The following is a 25,048-nucleotide window of genomic DNA, read 5'->3' as shown; positions in this document are numbered from 1 at the left end:
GTGTATTAAGATTTGATGACAAGTCCCATTAACCCGACAAATGAAGAAGCTTGATACGGCGAAATGATACATCCTCGCAAATCTTCAATTTCAATCTGCAAGCTTGTAAAATCACAGGTACTGAGATCCACTTCCTGTAACGAAGTGCCTGACATCATAGCGGTGTCTAATTGACAATGATCGAACATAACAGATTTGAAGGTAGAAGAGCAATAATCCGCCCCGATCAATGAGCAATGTTCGAAAGAGACATTTTTGAAATTAGAAAAGCGAAATACAGAGTAATCAGCGACACAGTCGATAAAGCGAACATTTTGCAAGCGACTTTGAGCAAAATCGGTACCGATTAATTTGCACTGCCGAAATTCTGTACGATGAACAAACGAATGAGGAAATGGAATATTCGAAAGATCGCATTGATCAAATATCACATCAGTCAGTTCGATTTCAGCTAAATGCGACTCGATGATATCTACTTTTTCAAATATCGTTTTCTCAAAAGATACCCGTTGCGCTTCCTGACGATCGATCGTGAGTTGTTGTATTTGGACACGACTGAACTCGTCTTTGGCTTGCAAAGAGTATAAAGGTTCCTTTAACTGCTCTAACTGTTGCGGAATTTTGGGAGCTTCGATTGGGATAGACATATGTAGTAGTACCTCCATCTTTGGGATTATGATCATTATATCGCAAGGATCTGCTGTGATTGTATGACTCTATGCCTAGAATATGAATTTGCTATGATATCTGTTACAATAACAGCACTTCTTAGTTCATATAACTGTAACAATAAAAATAGCGAAATCCTATTGCGTATTCTGCAAAAAGAGATACAATAAGACTGTAAATGTTCACGTTAACAAAATGAATAAACATAGCTGAATCAAGGAAAGGAAGGAATACAATGACTGTTAAATTTTTGGATCAAAACTTTATGCTACATAGTGATACAGCAATCCAGCTGTACCATCAAGTAGCAAAAGATATGCCGATTATTGATTACCATTGTCATTTGAGTCCACAAGAAATTTTGGAGAACAAAACGTTTAAAAATATTACAGAAGCATGGTTATATGGAGATCATTACAAATGGCGTGTGATGCGTGCTAATGGAATCGAAGAAAAATATATTACAGGCGATGCCGATGATTATGATAAATTTCTGGCGTGGGCAAGAACCGTACCACAATTGATCGGTAATCCACTGTATCACTGGACACATCTCGAATTACAACGCTTTTTCGGAGTAGACGAATTATTAAGTGAAAAGACAGCTCCGCAAATCTGGCAAAAAGTAAATGAACAACTACAGGGTGAAGGATTCGGAGCGCGCGATCTGATTACCAAGTCGAAAGTAACTGTCGTGTGTACGACAGATGATCCTGTCGATGATCTTGGTTATCATGCACAGATTCGTGAGCTGAACGGTTTCTCGACAGCTGTCTTGCCAAGCTTTCGACCAGACAAAGCATTAGAGATTAATCGTGCTACATTCCGTCCATGGTTAGAACAATTAGTGGGTGTCTATGGATCAGAGATTCGTACCTATGACGACTTTTTGAAAGCGCTTGAGCAAAGAGTTCGCTTTTTCCATGCCGCAGGAGGACGAGTATCCGATCATGCGCTGGATACGGTTGTTTTTGCAGAGGCGACTCAAGCAGAAGTCAATCAGATTTTTGCCAAAGCGTTAGAGCAAGGACAAGTAAGTAGTGAAGAAGAAGCGAAGCACAAATCGTATACACTTGTATTTTTGAGTCAATTGTATGCAGAGCTAGATTGGGCGATGCAGTTCCATATTCATGCGTTACGTAACAATAGTACATCAATGTTCCGTCAATTAGGACCGGATACCGGTTATGATTCCGTAAATGATGGATTGATTGCGAAACCGTTAGTGTCGCTACTAGATGCTATGGAATCAGCAGGTGCCTTACCGAAAACGATTTTGTACTCACTCAATCCGAATGATTATCCTGTTCTAGCAAGTGCAGCAGGTAGCTTCCAGAGCGGTGGTATCGCTGGTAAAATTCAGTTCGGTACAGCGTGGTGGTACAACGATCATCGTGATGGTATGCATGAGCAGATGAAATTGTTAGCCAATATGGGTGTGTTAGCTCGTTTTGTAGGGATGTTGACCGACTCACGTAGCTTTTTATCATATACCCGTCATGAATATTTCCACCGTCTGTTGTGTGATCTGTTGGGTACATGGGTAGAACAAGGGGAAGCACCTGATGATATGGAATTGTTAAGCGGTATTGTAGAAGGCATTTGTTATACCAATGCAGAGCAATATTTTAATTTCCCAGCAGTCGTTTCTGTACAGTAATCAGGTAGAAGTATCGCTTTGGCTGATATAGAACATAGAGTATGGAGACAGTGATGTTCTAGCAGATATAGCCAAAGCGATATTTACTTCTAAGTATTATGTGATTAATTTCACAAATGAAATAAAATCTTATCCAATTTATTTAGGCAGCAAGAAACGTAGAAATGCTCAAAACAGTATCGCATGATTGTCGATATTGTAAGCGGTTGATTTTATCAAATCAAGGGGTGTGTCACATGGGAGTTGCTACATTAAAAGGGGTCAAAGCGGAAGAAAATGCGATTGACGGCAAGATCAGTTTGAAAGAAAAGATTTCGTACGGTATGGGGGACTTTGGGAACGGATTTATGTTTGATCTGGGGCAATTGTATCTATTAAAGTTTTTTACAGATGTAGCAGGGATTCCAGCGATTGCAGCAGCAGGTATATTTCTAGTCAGTAAATTATTTGCAGCGATCTGTGATCCGATTGTTGGTTCTTCGATTGATTATCGCAAAAATATCGGAAAAAACGGTAAATTTAGACCGTATCTGATCTACGGAAGTCTTATTCTTGCGATCCTGACAGTATTTACGTTTATCTCACCGAATCTATCAGTAACAGGTAAATTAATTTATGCGTATGCTTCTTATATGATCTGGGGGATTGGGTATTCATTTGTAAATATTCCTTACGGTTCACTGGGTGCATCGATTACTCAGAATACGATTGAACGGGCGTCGTTATCGTCATTCCGTCAAGCCGGTTCACTTGGAGCCTTATTTGTAACAAGTGTAATCGTAATGCCTTTAATTGTGAATTTCGCTAATCCATCTGTAGGTTTCCCTGTGGTGATGGGGATTATGTCTATCATCGGTGTGCTTGCTTTTATTGTGTGTTTTCGCGGAACGAAAGAACGCATTATCAGTCAAGCCGCTCCTTCTGAAAAATTATCGGTTGGCAGTGTGGTCAAAACGTTTGTCAGTAACAAACCGCTATTAGTACTGGTTTTAATGACTGTATTCACGATTTCAGCGTACAATATCAAATCAGCGATGTTGATTTATTTTGCTCAGTATAATTTAGGTAATGTAGAACTGATGGCGTATATGAACTTTATTATTATCGGATCTTCATTTATCGGTGTCTTGTTTTTACCTAAATTGGTGAAAAGATTCGGTAAACGCAAAACAGCGATGATCGGACTTGGAATTAGTGTTGTTGCAGATACGATCAACTTTATTGCACCATCGAATGTGTATCTTTTCACAATCTTAGCGAGTATTGCATTTATCGGTATTAGCATCCCTAATGGTGTTACATGGGCTTTTGTATCTGATATTATTGATTATGGCGAATGGACATCAGGTGAACGTAAAGAAGGAACGACCTATTCGTTGTTTAACTTTTCTCGTAAATTAGCACAATCGTTATCTGGTTTCTTATCAGGTGTAGGTCTTGCTGTTGTTGGTTATGTACCGAATGTGGTGCAGACGGTCGGCACTCAGATCGGGATCAAAGCGTTATTGTGTCTGTATCCAGCGATTGCTCTGGCTATTGCGATGTTAATTATCGGATTAATGTACAAATTAACAGATAAAAAGCATGAACAAATCGTTGAAGAACTACAATTGCGTCATCAACCATTAGAGTAGAAAGAATGAGAACAATCGCATAGCGCTCAGCAACCGTCCGTATTATGGTGAGTGGAACATAATATGTTATTCTTAGGAGAAGAGGAGTCATATGATTCCTCCGAGTCGATGAATCGAACAAGCTGGAATAAAGGAAGGTATGCATATGGCAGCCACTATCAAAGATATCGCCAAGCTAGCGAATGTTTCTCATACAACCGTTTCTCGTGCACTGAATAATAGTCCGCTTATTAAAGAAGTCACCAAACGTAAAATTATGCAGATTGCGCAAGAAGTGAATTATATTCCGAATTATAATGCTAAAAGTCTGGTATTACAGCGTTCGCATACGATAGGTTTGTTTTTTACCAGTATTTCCAATGGTACCAGTAGTAGCTTTTTTGCCGCTACGATTCGCGGGGTTAATCGTGTGATCGGGATCGAATACAATTTATTTGTACGTGGCATTGATGATTATTTAGATTACAGTTCGATTCATCGTAAACGGTTTGATGGCATTATTTTGATGAGTCAAAGTGAAGCGGATAATGATTTTATCCATCATGCATTAGAGCAAGAAATTCCGATTGTGGTGTTGAATCGTCTTCTTCCCGGTGCAAATCTAGTCAATATTGTCTCTAACGATAAAGAAGGATCTTATCATGCTGGACAATTTCTGATTGAGCAAGGGCATACACAGATTGCTATTATCGAAGGGATCAAAAGCTTTAAGTCTACAGAACAACGCCGATTAGGATTTGTTCAAGCGATGGAGGAAAAGGGATTATCGATCCCATCCCAATATATTGTAGGCGGAGAGTATGATACAGAAAGTGGTTATCAAGCGATGCAACAATTGCTAGCTTTATCAACACCACCAACCGCTGTATTTTGCTCCAATGATGATATGGCGATAGGTGCGATGAATGCCGCATTTGAACAAGGGCTCAAAGTGCCACAAGACCTGTCGATTGTCGGGTTTGATGATATTAATTTCTCCATGTATACCAATCCTGCATTAACGACAGTGAAGCGTCCGATCGAAGACATCAGTGCACGCGGGGCAGAGAAAATATTAGAACAGATTCGTGAAAAAGAAACACAACAAGAATTGATCTTTGTTGAAACTGAATTGATTCAGCGTAAATCAACAGCTGTTTATTCAGAGTAATTTATTGAAGCCACCAATCGTTCAAGTTGCTAAATAAGATCGTTATAGATTGAGGATTCCAGAGCTTACTACTATGCGCAGGAATTCTCTTTTTAATAAATGATGAGATTGTGATCTAATTCACTTTGTTAACGTGTGCATAAAATTATAATTATTGATAAGAACACAAATAGTATCCAGAACATAAGTTAGCTATTCCTATTTTAAAATAAAGATCAGGAGGATATGATCATGCCAGCACTTAACCGAACCACTTATCCAGCTTCAACCTATACTGAAAAAGTACTGCAATTTGGGGAAGGCAATTTTTTGCGAGCATTTACCGATTGGCAGATTCATCAGATGAACCAAAAAGCGAATTTTGATGCAGGAGTGGTCATCGTACAACCACTAGCTACAGGGATGGCTGAACGACTGAATGAACAAGATGGATTATATACAGTGTATCTCGAAGGGATTCAAGAAGGACAACCTTCTCGAACTCATGAAGTAATCGAGTGCGTCACACGCGGAATCAATCCTTATGAGCATTATGAACAGTATGAAGCTTTGGCGTATCAACCTGAATTGCGTTGGATTATTTCCAATACGACTGAAGCTGGCATTGCTTTTAACAGCACAGATCAATTAGCAGATCGTCCACAGCAAAGTTATCCTGGTAAATTAACATCATTATTGTATCGCCGTTTCCGTCATTTTCATGGAGAAGAGAGCAAAGGGTTTATTATTCTTCCTTGTGAGTTGATTGATCATAACGGAGATGAGTTGAAACGAATTGTTTTGCAATATGCAGAGTTGTGGAACTTGGAGCCTGAATTTGGTGCGTGGGTACATCAAGCGAATACATTTTGTAGCACTCTGGTGGATCGAATTGTACCGGGTTATCCTAAACAGCGTATGCCTGAGATTACAGCTGAGCTTGGATACGAAGATCAATTTGTTGTAGTAGGTGAACCATTTCACTTACTTGTGATTGAAGGCCCTGCATGGATCGAACAAGAATTACCTTTTGCTCAAGCCCAGTTGCATATCAAAGTGGTGTCAGATATGGCGCCTTATCGCACTCGTAAAGTACGTATCTTGAATGGCGCTCATACCGCAATGACTCCTATTGCGTATCTATATGGTCTCAATACAGTAGCAGAAGCAGTAGAACATCCGATCACAGGTGCTTTTGTCCAGTCTCTTATTCAGGATGAGATTATACCGACTTTGGATCTGCCTGCTGATGAACTAGAGCAATTCGCTGCTGCTGTGATGGAACGTTTCCGCAATCCATATGTAGAGCATTTTCTAATGAGTATTTCACTTAATAGTATTTCCAAATTCAAAACCCGTGATCTACCTACGCTCACTTCTTATATCGAACAACAACATCAATTACCAGCCAAATTAGTATTTTCGCTTGCGGCTTTGATTGCTTTCTATAAAGGCGATCGTAGCGGAGAACGTATCTTGTTAAATGATGATGAAGCTGTGTTACAACAATTAGCTGAACTATGGAAAAACTGTGATAACAGTCAATCAAGCCTGTATCAGTTGGTGACTGCTGTACTCGGTGAAGTTTCATTCTGGGGAATGAACTTAAATTCTTATGCAGGTTTAACTGAGCAAGTGACGACTAATTTGTACCATATTCAACACCAAGGAATGGTTGTTGCTTTGCAAGAGTTGATGGCTCCATCGGTAACACCTACTGTGTAATCGACTATAAGCATTATTTACGATAAAGAGACCTTTTATAAGGAGGCATACCGAATCATGTTGGAATATATACAGATTCATCCGCAAGATAATGTGGCTGTGGCGCTACGTGATTATCAGCAAGGTGAAGTGATTACACTAGATACCACAACAGCTACGGCACAATCAATTACGTTAACTGAAGATATTGCAAGAGGACATAAGATTGCACTACAACCGATAGAAATCCATCAACATATTATCAAATACGGCTATCCAATTGGACATGCGATTCAGCCGATTGCCGTCGGCAGTCATATTCATACTCATAATGCCAAAACCAATTTGACTGGTATTGAAGAATATCATTATGATCCCAAAACATTATTCAATCCATATACGCTCGAAAATCGTACATTTCAAGGGTATCGACGTAGCAATGGAGATGTGGGTATCCGTAATGAACTATGGATCGTACCGACAGTGGGCTGTGTCAACGGAATCGCTGAATTGATCTTAAGTGAGTTCGAGCGTGAAGTAGGCGATATCGCTCCTTTTGAAAATACATTGGTGCTTAAGCACAGTTACGGTTGTTCTCAGCTTGGAGATGATCATCAATATACACGTACGATTTTGGCTGATGCGGTGAAGCATCCAAATGTAGGCGGTGTGCTGGTACTTGGGCTTGGCTGTGAAAATAATGAAATGGATCAATTTAAGCTTGCGATCGGTGAACATGATGAACAACGGGTCAAATTCCTTGTCTCGCAAATGGTATCTGATGAAGTCGAAGCAGGTGTGCAATTGCTCAAAGAAATCTTTGAACATGTACAAGGTGACCATCGGGAAGAAATACCGTTAGCTGATCTCAAAATCGGACTTAAATGTGGTGGTTCTGACGGATTATCAGGGATTACAGCTAACCCCCTATTAGGTCAACTGTCTGATTATATGGCGGCACAGGGTGGAACCACAGTATTAACAGAAGTACCGGAAATGTTTGGTGCTGAACAGATCTTAATGGAGCGTGCAGCAGATGAACAGGTATTTGGCAAAATTGTTCATCTAATCAATGACTTCAAGCAGTATTTTATGGATTACAAACAGCCTGTATATGAGAATCCGTCTCCGGGTAATAAAGCAGGTGGGATTACTACATTAGAAGATAAATCACTGGGTTGTACGCAAAAATCAGGCATTTCTCCTGTACAAGATGTTCTATTATATGGAGAACGATTACAGACACGCGGATTAAATCTGCTGAGTGCACCGGGTAACGATCTAGTGGCTTCATCTGCATTAGCAGCAGCAGGTTGTCAGTTGGTCATTTTCACGACAGGACGGGGTACGCCTTTCGGTTCGTTTGTACCCACTATGAAAGTATCAACCAATTCACCTTTATTTGCTAATAAACCACATTGGATTGATTATAATGCGGGCACTTTAGTAGAAGGTGTAACGATGGAAGATGGATTGCGTGATTTTATCGAGTATATTATCGAAGTCGCCAGTGGACGCTGGGTCAATAATGAAAAAAATAAGTTCCGTGAATTGGCGATATTTAAAAGCGGAGTTACTTTGTAAATAGGAGTTTGTCGTCTTCAATTCAATAATATGCTATACTCATTCCATTGTGACCAATGGGTCAGTAACAAACAGATGCTTCTCAGAAGGATCATGTTATGATTACGAAAAAGGAGTGAGTATATGTCGGCATCTGTTGCTGAAAAAAGCAAAGGAGCTTCGAAAACAGGCTGGATCGTCGCAGGATTGTTGCTCGGTATTTTTATTGCAGCGATAGATAATACGATTGTGGCTACAGCGATTGCTACAATCGTAGGCGACCTTGGAGGATTTGATCAATTTGTCTGGGTAACTTCAGCCTATTTGGTTGCTTCTCTCGCAGGAACCCCTATTTTCGGCAAGCTTTCGGATATGTATGGTCGTAAGCGATTTTTTATTTTTGGTGTTGTTGTGTTTATGCTCGGTTCTATTTTATGTGGGACAGCCGATTCGATTGTACAACTTAGTATTTATCGAGCGATTCAAGGAATAGGTGGCGGTGCACTTGTACCGATCGCTTTTACAATTGTGTTCGATACGTTCCCACCGGAAAAGCGTGGTAAAATGACAGGCTTGCTGGGTGCTGTATTCGGAATGTCCAGTTTGTTTGGTCCATTATTAGGCGCTTATATTACTCAGTATATGAATTGGCGCTGGGTGTTTTATATCAATGTTCCGTTTGGTATTATTTCATTTCTATTGATTATGGTCTTTTATCATGAATCGATGGAACGTTCGAAGCAAAAAATCGATTGGTGGGGCGCAGGTCTGCTTATTGGTGCTGTCGTTTCATTAATGTTCGCTCTAGAATTAGGCGGAGATACGTATCCGTGGAATTCAGGCGTGATCTTAGGATTATTTGTGAGCTTTGTGATCTTACTGATCGCTTTTATTTTTGCGGAAAAGAAAGCAGCAGAACCTATTATTTCATTTCCAATGTTCAAAGATCGTCTGTTTACTAGTAGTACATTAGCGGCTTTCTTCTATGGAGCTGCTTTTATTACAGTCGCTCTATATATTCCGATCTATATTCAAGGGGTTAGCGGTGGAACAGCAGTCAATTCAGGGCTGACTTTGATGCCGATGACGATCGGATCAGTAATTGCTGCGATGCTTGGCGGCATACTGGTTAACAAATTAACCTTCCGTCGTATTATGATGATTTCTGGATTTTTATTTGTATTAGGCATGGCACTGTTAAGCCGGATTACACCGGAGACCCCTGCACTATTATTGTATCTATATCTAGCTACAGCAGGATTCGGTATTGGCTTCTCATTCTCTGTACTTAATATCAGTGGGATTCAGAACTTTGATTTCCGCCAACGTGGAGCTGCAACCTCTACGTTAACATTTGTTCGTTCACTAGGGATGGCACTGGGTGTTACGATATTTGGATTGATTCAGCGCAGTATCCTTAGCAATCAATTGCAAGCAGGTGTCGATCAAAGTGGTAGTGGAAGTTCATTACCTCCGGGACTTGATCTGACACAGTTAGATCCACGTGCATTATTATCGGATGATATCAAAGCCAATCTACCTGCCCAAGTTATTGAGATGATTCAAGTGGCTTTGACCAGTTCAATCGCCGGTACATTTATGTGGGCAGTTCTACCCGCCATCGGGGCATTAATCGCTGTTTCGTGTATGGGTAAAGAACGTGCTCTACAAACCAACAAGCCTAATCAAAAGTGATGTTACAGTATGTTTTTTAAATATAGACGCTTTTTAAGGTCGTTAGCAGAAGAAAGTCTGATTTCAGCATGATGCTGATTTCAGGCTTTTTTGATTACTGAGTGATTTTCGAGTTATTATAGTACTCAAATGGTAACGAATTTGTTACAATAGAGATTATTGAATCAGTCTTTCAAACATATGGTGTTTTGATACATTCTGTACAAAGTACCTCATCGTATATTGGTTTACTTGATAAGAACCAACCTACCTATACTTAGTGTTGTTGAAATGTGAAGAATAGCAGTACCGAATAAAAGAATTCAGACTTCATCTTGCCACACGAACAGTGTACAGATGAATGATCTTGTTATTAGGAAGTGATGATTTGATAGAAATGCAGGACGTATGGAAAACTTATCCCAATGGAGCACATGCTCTACAAGGTATCTCTGTGAAGATTGATCGCAATGAATTTGTATATGTGGTCGGTCCTTCGGGTGCGGGTAAGTCTACCTTTATGAAGCTAATGTATCGTGAAGAAACACCAACTAAAGGTCAAATTTCAGTAAATGGATTCAATTTGGGCAAATTAAAACAACGTAAGATTCCATTATTACGTCGTAATATCGGGGTTATTTTTCAAGATTTTCGTTTGCTTCCGAAGTTAACAGCGTACGATAATGTTGCTTTTGCAATGGAAGTTATTGAAACGCCGAGAAAATTAATGAAAAAAAGAGTAATGGAAGTATTGGATCTAGTAGGACTTCAAAGTAAAGCAGGGCGTTACCCTGAACAAATGTCCGGTGGTGAGCAACAGCGGATTGCTATTGCACGCGCAATCGTCAATAATCCAGCTGTTATTATTGCGGATGAACCGACAGGTAACCTTGATCCTGAGACGTCATATGGCATTATGCAATTGCTAGATGAGATTAATTTCCGTGGTACAACAATTATTATGGCAACTCATAATAGAGATATTGTGAATTCGATGCGTCGTCGTGTATTAGCGATTGAAGACGGCATGATCGTCAGAGATCAGATTAGAGGGGAGTACGGTTATGAATTTTAATACCTTCTTGCGACACTTGCGGGAAGGTTTTAGAAGCGTATTCCGCAATGGATGGATGTCGATCGCATCCATTACTTCCATTATTGTGTCTCTGTTTATTTTGGGTGTATTTATTTTGTTAGTATTAAATGTGAATCAACTAGCTGATCAGGCAGACAGTGAAGTTGAAATTAATGTCTTTCTAGAACTGAATGTAGATCAGTCGTTACGACAAGAACTACAACAAGAAATCAGTGCAATGACAGAAGTAAGTACCGTCACTTTTGTTCCCAAAGCACAAGGATTGAAAGAATTACGTGATCGTCTGGGTGAAGGTGGAGAGTCCTTTTTACAAGGATATGCGCAAGATAACAATCCATTACCTGATGCTTTACGTATCCAAGTGATAGAACCAACAACTGTTCCTTTTGTCGCTCAGAAGATTGAAGCACTGAATACAGAACACCCTGAGAAACCTATTCTCAAAGTTCGTTATGGTGGAGACACTGTACAGACGTTATTCAAAGTTACTGCATTGATTCGTAATATTGGTCTGATCTTAGTCGCTGCTCTTGGACTGATGGCGATGTTCTTGATTGCCAATACGATTCGAGTCACTATACTTGCACGTCGTCGTGAAATTAGTATTATGAAGCTTGTTGGAGCCACGAATCAATTTATCCGTTGGCCGTTCTTTATTGAAGGTGCACTATTAGGCGGTATTGGTTCACTGGTAACAATCGGTATTTTATTTATTGGATATCAGCAATTGGTAGCCGCTTCTGTTCGATCATTTGGAATAGCGTCTGTGATCACTTTGATTCCGTTACAGCAGATCTGGCCATTATTAGGCAGTCTATTGCTTGGACTTGGAGTATTGATCGGAATATGGGGTAGTACACTCTCGATTCGTCGCTTCCTTAAAGTATAAAATAAATTATTTTCGTAAATATGCAAAAAAAGCTAAGATATCTGCAAAATATTGCCGATAATCATACTTGATGCAAGTGCTGAACGCCGGAAAACGACTGTTTCAAAAACCTACAAACGGTAAAAGGATGGGGAGAAAAAGTTGAAAAAAGTCGCATCAGTTATGGCTGTTATTTTATTGGCAGTCTCTGTGATACAACCACAACACGTACACGCCGCCAAATCGGTTAGTGATATCCAAAGTCAATTAAATGCTGTGGAGAAAAAAGCACAGGAAGCAGCCCAACAGAAGAAAAAAGCTGCTGCTCAAAAGAAAAAATCGCAAGTACTGAAAGCTAGAACACAAAAAGATCTAGGTAAAGTATTGCAAGCGATCAATGAAGTGAGCAGTCAGTTGGCTCGCGTTTCTAGTGATATTTCACAAACCGAATCAGGTCTGCGTCAAGCGAAAAAAGATCTGGCTGAAACCAAAGAACGTATTCATGCTCGTGAAGGTATGATTGATACTCGTGTACGTATGATGTATACCGATGGATTAATCTCTTATATGGATGTGTTAATGGCATCAACCAATTTTTCTGATTTTGTAGAACGTGCCGATTCATTACGTATGATTGTAGATCAAGATCAGGACATTTTGGCTCAACATGAGAAAGACAAACAATTCGTAATCGTAACGCAAAAAAAATTGACTGCTTCGTATGCAAAAGCGAAAAGTCTATATGCTGAAAAAGCAGAGCGTAAAGGCGAATTAGATGCCAAAGAAAGCGAAAAACAAGTACTTATTTCTAAATACAATACACAGATTGAAAATGCAGATGATATCACATCCGAGCAAGAACAAGCGTTGTGGGATCTAGCTGATAAACGTGCTTCTCTGTATCAAGAGAAAACAGCACTAGAAGCACAGGAAAGAGCAGCAGCGGCGGCTCGTGCAGCAGCTGAAGCTCAAGCCAGAGCAGAAGCAGCAGCGAACAATCCACCATCATCCGGTGGAGGTGGAAGCTATACACCACCAAGTACAGGCGGATATCAAGGTAGCGGTAATGGTAGTATGGGTCTACCTGTAAATGGCGCACGTATTTCTTCTCCATTCGGATACCGTAATCACCCGATTCAAGGGGTATATAAAATGCACACAGGTGTCGATTTTGCAGCTCCTCAAGGAACTGATATTCATGCCGCTCAAGGCGGTACAGTCGTTGTCGCTCAATGGCAAAATGGATACGGTAATACTGTGATTATTGATCATGGAAATGGAATCAAAACCTTATATGGACATATTCGTGATGGCGGTATTGCTGTTTCTGTAGGGGCTACAGTGAGTCAGGGACAGAAGATTGCAGAAGTAGGTTCTACAGGAAACTCTACAGGCCCTCACTGTCACTTTGAAGTACGTGTGAATAATACACCTGTCGATCCGATGGGTTATCTGTAATAGCGTTAAGCTCAGAGAGGCGGTAACACATGATGAGAAAACGCACCGTAGCACTACTTGTGATTGCCATGATGGTGCTGAGTAGCGTGCTTACACTGGCTTTTACCAGTCTGCCAGGAATCGCTCGTAACGCTGTCAACGGACAAGGATTGCTCGCAGCACTTAGCGGTGGTGGTCTAAGCGACCAACAGCAAAGTAAATTAAGTGCAGCTGCCAAATTGATTGAAAGTAATTATTATCAAGATGTAGATAGCAACAAGCTAGTAGATGGTGCGATCAATGGAATGATGGAAGCATTAGGTGATCCTTATTCCAGTTATATGGCTCCTGAGACAGCGACTCAATTTTCCGAATCAATCGCAGGATCATTTACTGGAATTGGTGCAGAAGTGTCGCAAGAAGATGGTAATGTAGTGATTGTTTCTCCAATCAAAGGGTCGCCTGCGGAAAAAGCAGGATTACGTCCTAAAGACATTATTGTATCGATTAATGGCGAATCGTTAGCGGGCGTAGACTTGAATGACGCGGTTAACAAGATTCGTGGTAAAAAAGGCACAACAGCTACTCTTGAAATCAAACGTTCTGGTAGTTCAAATACGTTAGATTTCAAAATTGTACGTGATGATATTGATGTAGAGACGGTTACTTCGAGAATGACGGATGACAAAATCGGCGTAATCACTGTAACGCAGTTCTCGATGAATACAGCCGAACGTTTTGATGCTGAAGTGAAAAAGCTTGAAGGCGAAGGTATGAAAGGTCTTGTGATTGATGTTCGTAACAATCCAGGCGGCGTTCTATCTGTTGTAATTGATATGGCTGAACAATTTGTTCCGAATGGCAAATTGATCGTACAGGTCGAAGACAAAGCAGGTAAACGTGATGAGACTAAGTCCAAAGGTAAAGGTGTTAAATATCCGATTGCTGTAGTGACGAATGGTGGTAGCGCAAGTGCTTCTGAGATTCTAGCAGGTGCCTTGAAGCAATCTGCTGGTGCGACTTTATACGGTGAGACGACGTATGGTAAAGGTACCGTTCAGACGAGTATGGATAATATCTTTAACGATGGCAGTCTAATTAAAATTACGATTGCCAAATGGTTAACACCAAATGGAGATTGGATTCACAAAAAAGGAATCAAACCAGATGTTAAAATTGCTCCACCGGATTACTTTACAGTGACTCCAATCAACAAAGAGAAAACACTCAAATATGATATGAATAATAGTGATATTAAGAGTGCTCAAATTATGTTAGATGGTCTTGGTTACACGGTAGATCGTAAAGATGGTTATTTTGACCGTGATACCGAAACAGCAGTGAAATCATTTCAGACCAAGCAAAAGCTAAAAGTAACGGGTGCGATTGATGAGAAAACAGCAACAGCACTTGAAGTAGCATTAGTGGAGCATATCCAAGATCCACAATACGATGTTCAGATCAACAAAGCGATTGCAGGCGTTGAAAAGCAGATTTCTACCACGAAGACCCCGTAATTTGAAACTGTAATGCGCTTATTCATAAGTATTTCCAAAAAGAAGGCTGTTATAGCCTTCTTTTTTTATGTAGAATAGAGAGAGTTGAGTCTATATGCGAATGAATGATACGCTGATAGTGAAGCAAAGATAGATGGCAAAGGAGAGTGGCAACCGTTGAACGTATTGGGTGAGGCACTCCGTATGATAGGCGGGGCATTAGGGGCGCTATTAACGCAGCCTTTTTACTATATATTCCTAATCGGTGTATTGTTGCACTATAGAAGACAAGGGATTCTTGAACGTAAATTATTTAATATCCGTATTTATGTCTATGCAGGTCGTGTGTTGCGAACCGTCGTTACTGGGATCATTGCAGGGCTACTAATCTCGATCGTTATGGCTTTTATTGGTATACATATAGAGACAGAAATAATCTGGTGTATAGGCATTATTTTGATCCTATTATCCTTATTCCGTCTACGTTACGCTCATTTGACGATGGCTTTGGCTGTACTTACGATTATCTATATGGTGTTACTTTCATTTCCGTCATGGCAACCGACCGGTGTAATAGGGTCATTTATTTCGAGTATTCGTCATATTGACTTGCCTGGATTATTAGCGATATCGGTATTATTGCAATTGATCGAAGCGTTATTATTTCGTATGCAAGCGCTACGTTTTTCTTCACCTATAGTGATCGAAGGCAAACGTGGTAAGCCTGTAGGTGCATATGCAATGGAAGCTTTCTGGCCTGTTCCACTGTGGTTATTTATTCCTTCTGTAAGTGGTATCGTTTTACCGTGGACACCTCTTCATGGAGCACAATCATGGATAGACGGTGTATCGCTAACGGCATTGCCTGTAATGATCGGTTGTAGTGTATTAACACAGACCTATTTGCCACAAGCGAAAGCACAACGAATAGCGAAGCGGTTAGTACAAAGTGGTCTGATTATGGTAGTATTTGCAGCCCTAGCATTATGGTGGGCACCGATTGCAATACCGGCAGTCATTATTGCTGTGATATTACGTGAATGTGTGATGTACTTCAGTCGACGAGAAGAAACAGAGCAGAGCCCATTATTTATCCGTGGATTACGTGGACTCAAAATTTTAGATATTATTCCGTATAGCCCTGCGGCAGAACTAGGCATTACCGCAGGTGAAAGTATGTATAAAGTGAACGGACAGCTTATCCATGATCCTCAATCTCTTCATGCGGCATTGCGAATCAATCCTGCATTTTGTAAATTGGAAGTATTAAATGTAGAAGGCGAAAGTAAATTTCTGCAACGGGCGATCTATGCAGGAGATCATCATCAGTTAGGAATGATCTTCGCGCCAGATGATCAAGCGGTGGTTTCGCCAGATATTCAACGGCTATCGGCATGGCATTTGTTAACCAAACCGCGTGTACAGAAGTTGCCTAGTAGCTATCATGAACATTCTGCTTTGTTATTACCAGAAGGTGAGCAAGTGACCGAACCGGAAGTACCGGAAGAGCCAATTGAATTGACTCCCGAGTATATTGAAAAGCATGGATTACCCAAGCGTCCTCGGCGTAAGTCATAAAGCGCATAAAATAGTATGTTGCTAAATAATAGGTGTACCCAATACCTAATAAACAATCATTAAATGTTAGCAAAAAATGAATTTTAGAACATAAAAACACTCCAGTGTAGCTTCTCATCTATAGATAGAGAAGTACGCTGGAGTGTTTTTTGTATTTCAACTTTTATATGCAGCCCATTAATCTTGCAATTGACGTAACACGATAATTTCAACACGGCGGTTTTTTTGACGACCCGCAGCGGTTGAGTTATTTGCGGTGGGGCGAGTATCTCCATAACCTGCATATTGAAACTTCGATTTGTCTAACCCTTTGGTATCAATAAAATAGCGCAGAACAGACAATGCACGAGCACCTGACAACTCCCAGTTATCTTGATAACGTGAAGCATTTACAATCGGCAGATTATCGGTATGCCCTTCAATGCTGACCGTCGTATCAATCGATTGGAAAAGGCTAGACAATTGCGCCAGTGTGGCTAAAGAAGGTGATTTGAGATTGGCTTGTCCTTCATTGAATAAAAATTGATCGCTTAGTGTAATCGAGATCCCTTGAGGCTTATCAGCAACCACAACTTGATTGCCAAGATTATTGGTTTTGACATAGGTTTCGATTACACTCATGAGATTGGCTAGTTCACTTTCCTGCTTACGGAAAGCTTCTTCGCGATTAGTTAGTGTAGTAGATCCACTTTGTGTATCTTTACCGCCAGCATTACCTGCTTGATTACTGGTAGAAGTAGAACCACCGTTACTCGTATTTTTACCTGCTGTTCCGGTAATGCCTTTACCACCATCTAGAATTGAATTGTCGCTTTGAAAAGTAAGCTGTAACGAGTCCGTAAGAACCTGATACTTTTCTGTATCAACATGACTCACCGAATACATAACCACAAAAAAGATGAGTAATAGTGTAATTAGATCCGCATAAGTAATCAGCCAGCGATCTTGATGGTTATGCCCATTTCCTTTTTTACTACGCCGAGAATAACGTGCCATCGTTATTCCTCCCCTGTTCTAGCTTCGCGAATAAGATTCCCATTACTTTCCGGCAAAAAGGTTTCTAGCTTTTTACGAACCAATTGAGGGTTCTCACCATTTTGGATAGACAATACACCTTCTAATAACATTTCCATCGTCTGAATATCCAGTTCGCTACGTGAACGAATCTTGGAAGCAATCGGTAGGAAGATGAGATTGGCGCTGGCTACACCATACAACGTCGCTGTAAAAGCAACAGCAATTGATCCACCTAATCCTGTGGGCTCGCTTAGACTGCCTAATACTTGAATCAGGCCCATAACGGTACCAATAATCCCCATCGTAGGTGCATAACCACCCGCAGAATCAAATACTTTGGCGTATTGTTCATGTTCTAATTCGGTTTTGGTCATTTCAAGTTCTAGAATCTGTTGAATGACTTCACGATCTGTACCATCAACCACTTGCTGAATCCCTTCTCGCAGAAAAGGATTATCATGAGAAGAAGCTTGAGGTTCAAGTGCAAGTACACCTGCCCGGCGTGCATGCGTAGACATATTCACAATATCTTCAATCAATTGTTCATTATCGGTACCACCTGATGAAAAAGTAAAAGCTATCGCACGTGGAATTTTTTTCAATCGTGCTAATGGAAAACTGATGACGACAGCCGCAGCTGTTCCTCCAAATACGATCAATGCAGCAGCACCTTGAACCAGCCCGCTAGCATCTCCGCCTTCCCATAAAAAGCCCCCAATCAATGCAGCAAGTCCTGCAATAATCCCAATAATCGTTGTTAAATCCATTCGTTCATCTCCTGTTCTGGGTATGGGGAATAACCGTAAATGTAACGATTTACATAAAAAAAGTTAAAATTTCAGTCTTGTTTCAATTGCATAAACACAATAGGAAGAGTATAATATAAGAACAAACATTCCTATAGCGGTATATTTTTGCTGTGCTATAGAGGATATGATCTACAGACAACTTATTATAGAATAATTAACCAAAAATGAGATTCGTCAATTCATGGTGTGCCACCATCGTACATGTTGGGTAAAGAATAATGTATTCGGCACTTTGAGTAACGGTCTCTTTTGTTATTATCGGGCACGTGTAATTATATTTTAGACGATAGGGTGATGCAGGGCAATGAATGATATTGTTGTCAGCTCCAAGAAATTTGAAATACAGTCGGAATTCTCTCCTCAAGGCGATCAGCCTCAAGCGATAGATGAGTTGGTAAAAGGTATAGAACGAGGAGAAAAGTATCAGACTCTTCTCGGGGCAACCGGGACAGGTAAAACATTTACAATGGCACAAGTGATTGCCAAGGTGCAACGACCTACACTGGTTATTGCACACAACAAAACATTAGCGGCGCAATTAGCAGGGGAATTTAGAGACTTTTTCCCTAACAATTCTGTCGATTATTTTGTAAGTTATTATGACTATTATCAACCGGAAGCCTATATTCCGTCTTCAGATACGTATATTGAAAAAGATTCCAGTATCAATGAAGAGATCGATAAATTACGTCACTCAGCGACCAGTTCGTTATTTGAACGTCGTGATGTGATTATTGTAGCCAGTGTATCTTGTATCTATGGTCTGGGTTCACCTCAAGATTACGGCGGTTTGTTATTATCACTGCGTGTAGGTATGGAGAAGTCACGTAATGAGATCTTATCTCGTCTGGTTGATATTCAGTATCAACGGAATGATATTAACTTTGTACGCGGTACGTTCCGTGTACGTGGTGATGTGATTGAGATTTTCCCTGCTTCTCGCGGAGAACAAGCGGTACGTATTGAATTGTTTGGTGACGAGATTGAACGGATTACTGAAATTGATGTACTGACAGGCGAACTAGTCGGTGAACGCGAACATATTGCTATTTTCCCGGCATCTCACTTTGTTACCAAAGAAGAAACGCTTAAAGTAGCGCTTAAAAATATTGAACGTGAACTAGAAGAACGTCTTAAAGTGTTAAATGAACAAGGAAAGTTGCTAGAAGCACAACGTCTAGAGCAACGTACTAATTATGATCTTGAAATGATGAGAGAAGTAGGCTTCTGCTCCGGGATTGAGAACTATTCCGGTCCTCTTACTTTCCGTGAACGTGGAGATACTCCGTATACACTCATGGATTATTTTCCAGATGATATGTTGATTGTTGTCGATGAATCACATGTAACATTGCCGCAAATTAGAGCGATGTACAATGGTGACCAGGCGCGTAAAAGTGTATTGGTTGAGCATGGATTCCGTCTTCCATCAGCATTGGATAATCGCCCGCTTAAATTCGAAGAGTTCGAAGATAAAGTTAGTCAGATTGTGTTCGTTTCAGCGACACCAGGCCCTTATGAATTGGAACATTGTCAAGAAATGACGCAACAGATTATTCGTCCAACAGGGCTGCTTGATCCTATTATCGAAGTTCGTCCAACCAAAGGACAGATCGACGATATTATTGGAGAAATTCATTTACGTATTGAGCGAGATGAACGGGTACTGTTAACGACATTGACCAAGAAAATGTCGGAAGACCTTACCGATTACCTCAAAGAAATAGGAATCAAAGTCAGGTATCTGCATTCGGATATCAAGACGTTAGAACGGATGTCGATCTTGCGTGATCTTCGTCTGGGAACGTTCCATGTTCTTGTCGGGATTAACTTGCTACGAGAAGGACTTGATTTACCTGAAGTATCTCTGGTAGCAATTTTGGATGCGGACAAAGAAGGATTCCTGCGTTCTGAACGTTCATTGATCCAGACTATTGGTCGTGCGGCACGTAACTCGGATGGTCGAGTCATTATGTATGGTGATCGCATTACAGATTCAATGCAGAAAGCTCTTTCAGAAACCGAGCGTCGTCGTAGTATTCAGATCGCTTATAATGAAGAACACGGTATAACTCCGCAAACGATCCGTAAAAAAATACGTGATGTTATCGAAGCGACCAAAGTGGCTGAAGGCAAAGCCAGTTATATGGAAGAGATCGGTAAAACGAAACTTTCCAAACGTGATCGTCAAGCACTGATCAGTCGTCTTGAACTGGAAATGAAAGAAGCAGCGAAAAATCTACAGTTTGAACGTGCAGCGGAATTGCGAGATGCTGTGCTAGAACTCAAAGCTGAATAACATCCAGATTCTACAAAAACAGAGTACCTGTTACTCTTCATCTATGAATAGATAAATAATGAAGGTTGTTAAATATCCTGTGTTGTCTCCAGTGATGTTTGACAACCTTTATCATAGCTTACTGCTAAATGGATAACATGCTCAATTAGAGATGTGGATATACAGAAATGTAGCAATTACTCCGGAAGCACCGGACTTGGAGGTTGGATTATTTGGCAAACAAATTTATCGAGGTCAAAGGTGCACGCGCACATAACCTCAAAAATATTGATATTAGTATCCCGCGCGATAGCTTTGTGGTATTAACAGGGTTAAGTGGATCAGGGAAATCTTCACTGGCATTTGATACGATTTATGCAGAAGGTCAACGTCGTTATGTCGAATCATTATCTGCGTATGCTCGTCAGTTTTTGGGACAAATGGAGAAGCCGGATGTAGATTCAATCGAAGGATTGTCTCCTGCAATTTCGATCGATCAGAAAACAACAAGTCGTAACCCTCGTTCTACAGTAGGTACAGTAACGGAGATTTATGACTATTTACGTCTTTTGTTTGCACGAGTAGGTCATCCTCATTGTCCTGTGCATGGAGTTGAGATTACGTCGCAAACGGTAGAGCAGATGGTTGATCGTATTATGGAATATCCAGAACGTACCCGTCTGCAAATTTTGGCACCAGTCATTTCGGGACGTAAAGGTGAACACAAAAGTATTTTCTCTGAAATCTCTAAGCAAGGATTTGTGCGTGCTCGTGTGAATGGCGAGATTAGAGATGTATCTGAAGATATTCAATTGGAAAAAAATAAAAAACATACCATTGAAGTTGTGGTTGACCGTATTGTAGTCAAAGAAGATGTAGCTACTCGTCTGGCAGATTCGATTGAGATGGCTTTGAAAATGTCTGGCGGTCAATTGCTGGTAGATATTATCGACAAAGAAGAACTTCGCTTTAGTTCCAACTTTGCGTGTCCGATCTGTGGATTCAGTATGGAAGAGTTATCCCCACGTATGTTTTCGTTTAACAGCCCGTTTGGAGCTTGTACTGAATGTGATGGTCTGGGTGTACGTATGGTTGTTGATCCAGATTTACTGATTCCTGATAAAAGTAAAACGATCGATCAAGGTGCTTTTCAAGCATGGAGTGGTGGATTATCGAACTATTATCCTCAATTTCTAAAATCAGTATGTGAGCATTACAAGATTCCGATTGATGTACCTGTATCTGAATTAAAAGAAGAGCAGATTAATCTGATTTTAAAAGGATCAGGTGAACAAAAGATTCGCTTCCGTTATGAAAGTGACTTTGGACAGAAAAAAGAAGCTCAAGTGCTGTTCGAAGGCATTGTTCATAATTTGGAACGTCGTTATAAAGATACGTCTTCAGATAGTATGCGTGAATATATCGAAGGATTTATGAGTGCGAAGCCTTGTCCGGTATGTAAAGGAAATCGTCTCAAAAAAGAAATTCTTGCAGTTACCGTCAATCAAGTGAATATTTCAGAAGTGACAGCGATGCCTATTGGCGATGCAACTACTTTTTTTGAAAATCTAGTATTGAGTGAAAAAGAACAAAGTATTGCTCGCTTAATTTTGAAAGAAATCGGTAGTCGTCTAGGATTCCTTGTTAATGTAGGTCTAGAATATTTGACGATGGCACGTGCGGCAGGAACATTATCCGGTGGTGAAGCACAGCGTATTCGCTTAGCGACACAGATCGGTTCTAGTCTAACCGGTGTACTTTATATTCTGGATGAGCCTAGTATTGGGCTACATCAACGGGATAATGATCGTCTGATTCATACGTTAGAGCATATGCGTGATCTAGGAAATACATTGATCGTAGTTGAGCATGATGAAGACACGATGATGGCGGCTGATCATATTATTGATATCGGACCGGGTGCAGGAATCCATGGTGGGCATGTGATCGCAGAAGGAACACCTGCTGAGATTATGGCGCATCCTGATTCGTTGACTGGTCAATATCTAAGTGGACGCAAATTTATCCCTGTTCCTGCGAAGCGCCGTGAAGCAAGTGATCGTTGGTTAGAGATTCGTGGAGCCAAAGAAAACAATCTTAAAAATGTAAATGTTAAATTCCCTATTGGATTGTTTACAGCTGTAACGGGTGTATCGGGTTCTGGTAAATCAACACTCGTTAATGAAATCCTGTACAAAACACTAGCTCGTGATCTGAACAAAGCTAGAGTTCGTCCAGGTGAATATCGTGAAATCCGTGGACTAGAGCATGTGGATAAAGTAGTTGATATTGACCAATCACCTATCGGTCGTACACCACGCTCTAATCCAGCAACATATACAGGTGTATTCGATGATATTCGTGATTTATTCGCACAGACCAATGAAGCCAAAGTACGTGGTTACAAAAAAGGTCGCTTTAGCTTTAATGTTAAAGGTGGACGCTGTGAAGCTTGTCGCGGAGACGGTATTATCAAGATCGAAATGCACTTTTTACCAGACGTATATGTACCTTGCGAAATCTGCAAAGGAAAACGTTATAACCGTGAGACACTTGAAGTGAAATACAAAAACAAAAGTATCTCGGATGTGCTTGAAATGACAGTGGAGGATGGCGTAGATTTCTTCCAAAACATTCCTCGTATTCAGCGTAAAATGCAAACACTATTCGATGTAGGTCTGGGTTATGTGAAGCTTGGACAACCTGCTACTACATTATCCGGTGGTGAAGCGCAACGTGTGAAATTGGCTTCTGAATTACATCGTCGTAGCACAGGTAAAACGATCTACATTTTGGATGAGCCGACAACAGGACTACATGTAGATGATATTGATCGTCTATTAACAGTACTTCATCGTCTAGTCGATTCTGGTGATTCTGTACTGGTGATTGAGCATAATCTGGATGTAATCAAAACAGCCGATTATTTGATCGATCTTGGTCCAGAAGGTGGTAGCGGTGGAGGTACGATTCTGGCATCGGGTAGCCCTGAACAATTAGTCAAAGTGAAGAATTCATACACAGGGCACTATCTCAAACCTATTTTGGAACGAGATACACAGCGTAGTCGTGAACTTGAAAGCAGTCAGGTTTAAACAATGAAATAAAGTAATCATAGCCAGTACATGTTGAATAAGGATACACATTCAGATGTACTGGCTTATTTTTGCCCAAATATGCTTATATTTATCAATGATTACCGAAAGATAGTTCTTCATGGCAATTGTGTCATACCTGTGCATATGCTACATTGGAATCAGACTATTGTTCCTACAACATGATGATTTTACAGGAACGTATACGCAACTATAGAAAGGCTGGATGAATTTGAAATTATTCCGATCCAAATTACCTGCACTTGTATTATTAACTTCTGTGTTGATGTTACCGGCACAACCATCGGTATGGGCATCGGATACAAGCGACGCTTCAAGTTATACATATTCATCTCCTAAGTATGCAGCTTCTACCACAAGTAATATTTCCAAAATTATTGCACGTATCTCTCCTTCGGTTGTCGGTATTGTAGGCACAGCCAGTGCGGAAGCGATTGCTGCTGAAGGCGGTTCAGGAGACGAAGAACCCGGCGGAACAGGTATTGCTTTCGGTTCAGGCGTTATTATTTCATCAGATGGATGGATTGTAACCAATGCCCATGTGATCGATAGTATGGAACCTGGAGCTAAAGTTATTACATCGGAAGCCAAAGGGAATAGCAAAACGTATTTGGTTAAAGAAATTTATAGCGATACGGTAAGTGATCTAGCCATTATCAAAATCAATGCTACATCACTAAAAGTTGCTTCTTTTGTGTCTAGTAAAGAACAACCTGTTGTCGGCGAGCAAGTAGTAGCGATTGGAACACCGTTGTCTCTTTCACTACGCAATTCAGCAACATCCGGAATTATTAGCGGGGTTAATCGTGCAGTTGATGCTTCGTACAAATTGCTTCAAACGGATGCAGCAATCAATCCGGGAAATAGCGGCGGTCCTTTAGTGAATATGGATGGTAAAGTGATCGGGATCAACACTATGAAATATGAAGCATTGGGCGTAGACAATCTTGGATTTACGATCCCAGCAGATACCGTTCAATATATTATTGGACAGTTATTCAAATACGGAGAAGTTCATCGGGCTTCGCTGGGGCTAGATTTTGAAGAAAGTGAAGATGCTCTTAGCGGTATGCCTACAGACGATGCATTGACTGTAGGAAAAGTGAACTCGACGATTGCTAGCAAAGCAGGGATCAAAAAAGGCGATATTCTCTACAGTGTAAACGGTAAAAAAGTACACACTGTTGTCGATTTGAACGAAATTCTCAAATCTTATGTACCCGGACAAAAGGTCAAACTTGTGATGCAATCGAATGGTGATATCGTGAATCGTCAAGTGAAATTAAGTAAAGAATAAGATACTTTTAGATCTAATAGTAC

The 25,048-nt window shown here is 40.5% G+C and carries 17 protein-coding genes; 14 read left to right on the top strand and 3 right to left on the bottom strand.

The window, feature by feature from the left end:
- Window positions 1–5 precede the first annotated feature (5 nt).
- Window positions 6–647 carry a pentapeptide repeat-containing protein gene (locus tag PTI45_RS15555; protein WP_069328522.1) on the bottom strand — a complete coding sequence of 214 codons (642 nt, stop codon included), beginning with the start codon at window positions 645–647 and terminating at the stop codon, window positions 6–8.
- Window positions 648–904: 257 nt separating this feature from the next.
- On the opposite strand from PTI45_RS15555, the gene uxaC reads away from it, so the two are divergent.
- From uxaC to PTI45_RS15500, 11 genes are all read left to right on the top strand, one after another.
- Window positions 905–2,329: a glucuronate isomerase gene (gene uxaC / locus PTI45_RS15550; protein WP_069328521.1), complete on the top strand. Its 1,425-nt coding sequence runs from the start codon at window positions 905–907 to the stop codon at window positions 2,327–2,329.
- 236 nt (window positions 2,330–2,565) lie between these two features.
- Window positions 2,566–3,963 (top strand): MFS transporter, encoded by a 1,398-nt coding sequence (locus PTI45_RS15545; protein WP_069328520.1) that lies wholly within the window; start codon window positions 2,566–2,568, stop codon window positions 3,961–3,963.
- A gap of 145 nt (window positions 3,964–4,108) precedes the next feature.
- Window positions 4,109–5,113 carry a LacI family DNA-binding transcriptional regulator gene (locus PTI45_RS15540; protein WP_069328519.1) on the top strand — a complete coding sequence of 335 codons (1,005 nt, stop codon included), beginning with the start codon at window positions 4,109–4,111 and terminating at the stop codon, window positions 5,111–5,113.
- 231 nt (window positions 5,114–5,344) lie between these two features.
- On the top strand, window positions 5,345–6,817 hold the full coding sequence (locus PTI45_RS15535) for a tagaturonate reductase (RefSeq protein WP_069328518.1): 1,473 nt from the start codon (window positions 5,345–5,347) through the stop codon (window positions 6,815–6,817).
- A 57-nt stretch (window positions 6,818–6,874) separates the two neighbouring features.
- The gene (locus PTI45_RS15530; protein ID WP_069328517.1) at window positions 6,875–8,380 is read left to right on the top strand and encodes a UxaA family hydrolase; all 1,506 of its coding nucleotides are present in this window, start codon (window positions 6,875–6,877) and stop codon (window positions 8,378–8,380) included.
- Window positions 8,381–8,503: 123 nt separating this feature from the next.
- Complete coding sequence (locus tag PTI45_RS15525) at window positions 8,504–10,054, top strand: MDR family MFS transporter (protein ID WP_069328516.1); 1,551 nt, start codon at window positions 8,504–8,506, stop codon at window positions 10,052–10,054.
- 367 nt (window positions 10,055–10,421) lie between these two features.
- Window positions 10,422–11,108 carry a cell division ATP-binding protein FtsE gene (ftsE, locus tag PTI45_RS15520; RefSeq protein ID WP_069328515.1) on the top strand — a complete coding sequence of 229 codons (687 nt, stop codon included), beginning with the start codon at window positions 10,422–10,424 and terminating at the stop codon, window positions 11,106–11,108.
- Window positions 11,098–12,018 (top strand): permease-like cell division protein FtsX, encoded by a 921-nt coding sequence (gene ftsX, locus PTI45_RS15515; RefSeq protein ID WP_069328514.1) that lies wholly within the window; start codon window positions 11,098–11,100, stop codon window positions 12,016–12,018. The genes ftsE and ftsX overlap by 11 nt, the downstream gene beginning before the upstream one ends.
- A 141-nt stretch (window positions 12,019–12,159) precedes the next feature.
- Window positions 12,160–13,455, top strand: coding sequence for a murein hydrolase activator EnvC family protein (locus PTI45_RS15510; protein WP_069328513.1), 1,296 nt, complete (start codon window positions 12,160–12,162; stop codon window positions 13,453–13,455).
- Window positions 13,456–13,484: 29 nt separating this feature from the next.
- Window positions 13,485–14,951, top strand: a complete 1,467-nt coding sequence (locus PTI45_RS15505) for a S41 family peptidase (protein WP_069328512.1) — start codon at window positions 13,485–13,487, stop codon at window positions 14,949–14,951.
- 156 nt (window positions 14,952–15,107) lie between these two features.
- Complete coding sequence (locus tag PTI45_RS15500) at window positions 15,108–16,508, top strand: hypothetical protein (RefSeq protein ID WP_069328511.1); 1,401 nt, start codon at window positions 15,108–15,110, stop codon at window positions 16,506–16,508.
- Between the two features lie 177 nt (window positions 16,509–16,685).
- On the opposite strand, the gene PTI45_RS15495 is transcribed toward PTI45_RS15500, so the two are convergent.
- Both PTI45_RS15495 and PTI45_RS15490 read right to left on the bottom strand, forming a co-directional pair.
- On the bottom strand, window positions 16,686–17,504 hold the full coding sequence (locus tag PTI45_RS15495; RefSeq protein ID WP_069328510.1) for a flagellar motor protein MotB: 819 nt from the start codon (window positions 17,502–17,504) through the stop codon (window positions 16,686–16,688).
- Window positions 17,505–17,506: 2 nt separating this feature from the next.
- Complete coding sequence (locus tag PTI45_RS15490; RefSeq protein ID WP_069328509.1) at window positions 17,507–18,292, bottom strand: flagellar motor protein; 786 nt, start codon at window positions 18,290–18,292, stop codon at window positions 17,507–17,509.
- A 346-nt stretch (window positions 18,293–18,638) separates the two neighbouring features.
- On the opposite strand from PTI45_RS15490, the gene uvrB reads away from it, so the two are divergent.
- The 3 genes from uvrB to PTI45_RS15475 all read left to right on the top strand — a co-directional run bounded on the left by uvrB (window position 18,639) and on the right by PTI45_RS15475 (window position 25,025).
- On the top strand, window positions 18,639–20,633 hold the full coding sequence (gene uvrB, locus PTI45_RS15485; protein WP_069328508.1) for an excinuclease ABC subunit UvrB: 1,995 nt from the start codon (window positions 18,639–18,641) through the stop codon (window positions 20,631–20,633).
- 212 nt (window positions 20,634–20,845) lie between these two features.
- Complete coding sequence (gene uvrA / locus PTI45_RS15480; protein WP_069328507.1) at window positions 20,846–23,707, top strand: excinuclease ABC subunit UvrA; 2,862 nt, start codon at window positions 20,846–20,848, stop codon at window positions 23,705–23,707.
- Window positions 23,708–23,939: 232 nt separating this feature from the next.
- Window positions 23,940–25,025, top strand: coding sequence for a S1C family serine protease (locus PTI45_RS15475; protein ID WP_241669434.1), 1,086 nt, complete (start codon window positions 23,940–23,942; stop codon window positions 25,023–25,025).
- Window positions 25,026–25,048 lie beyond the last annotated feature (23 nt).

This window comes from Paenibacillus nuruki, from assembly GCF_001721045.1.
GTDB lineage: Bacteria > Bacillota > Bacilli > Paenibacillales > Paenibacillaceae > Saccharibacillus > Saccharibacillus nuruki.
The sequence above is the reverse complement of the archived record's forward strand: the minus strand, read 5'-3'. Positions and strand labels throughout refer to the sequence as shown.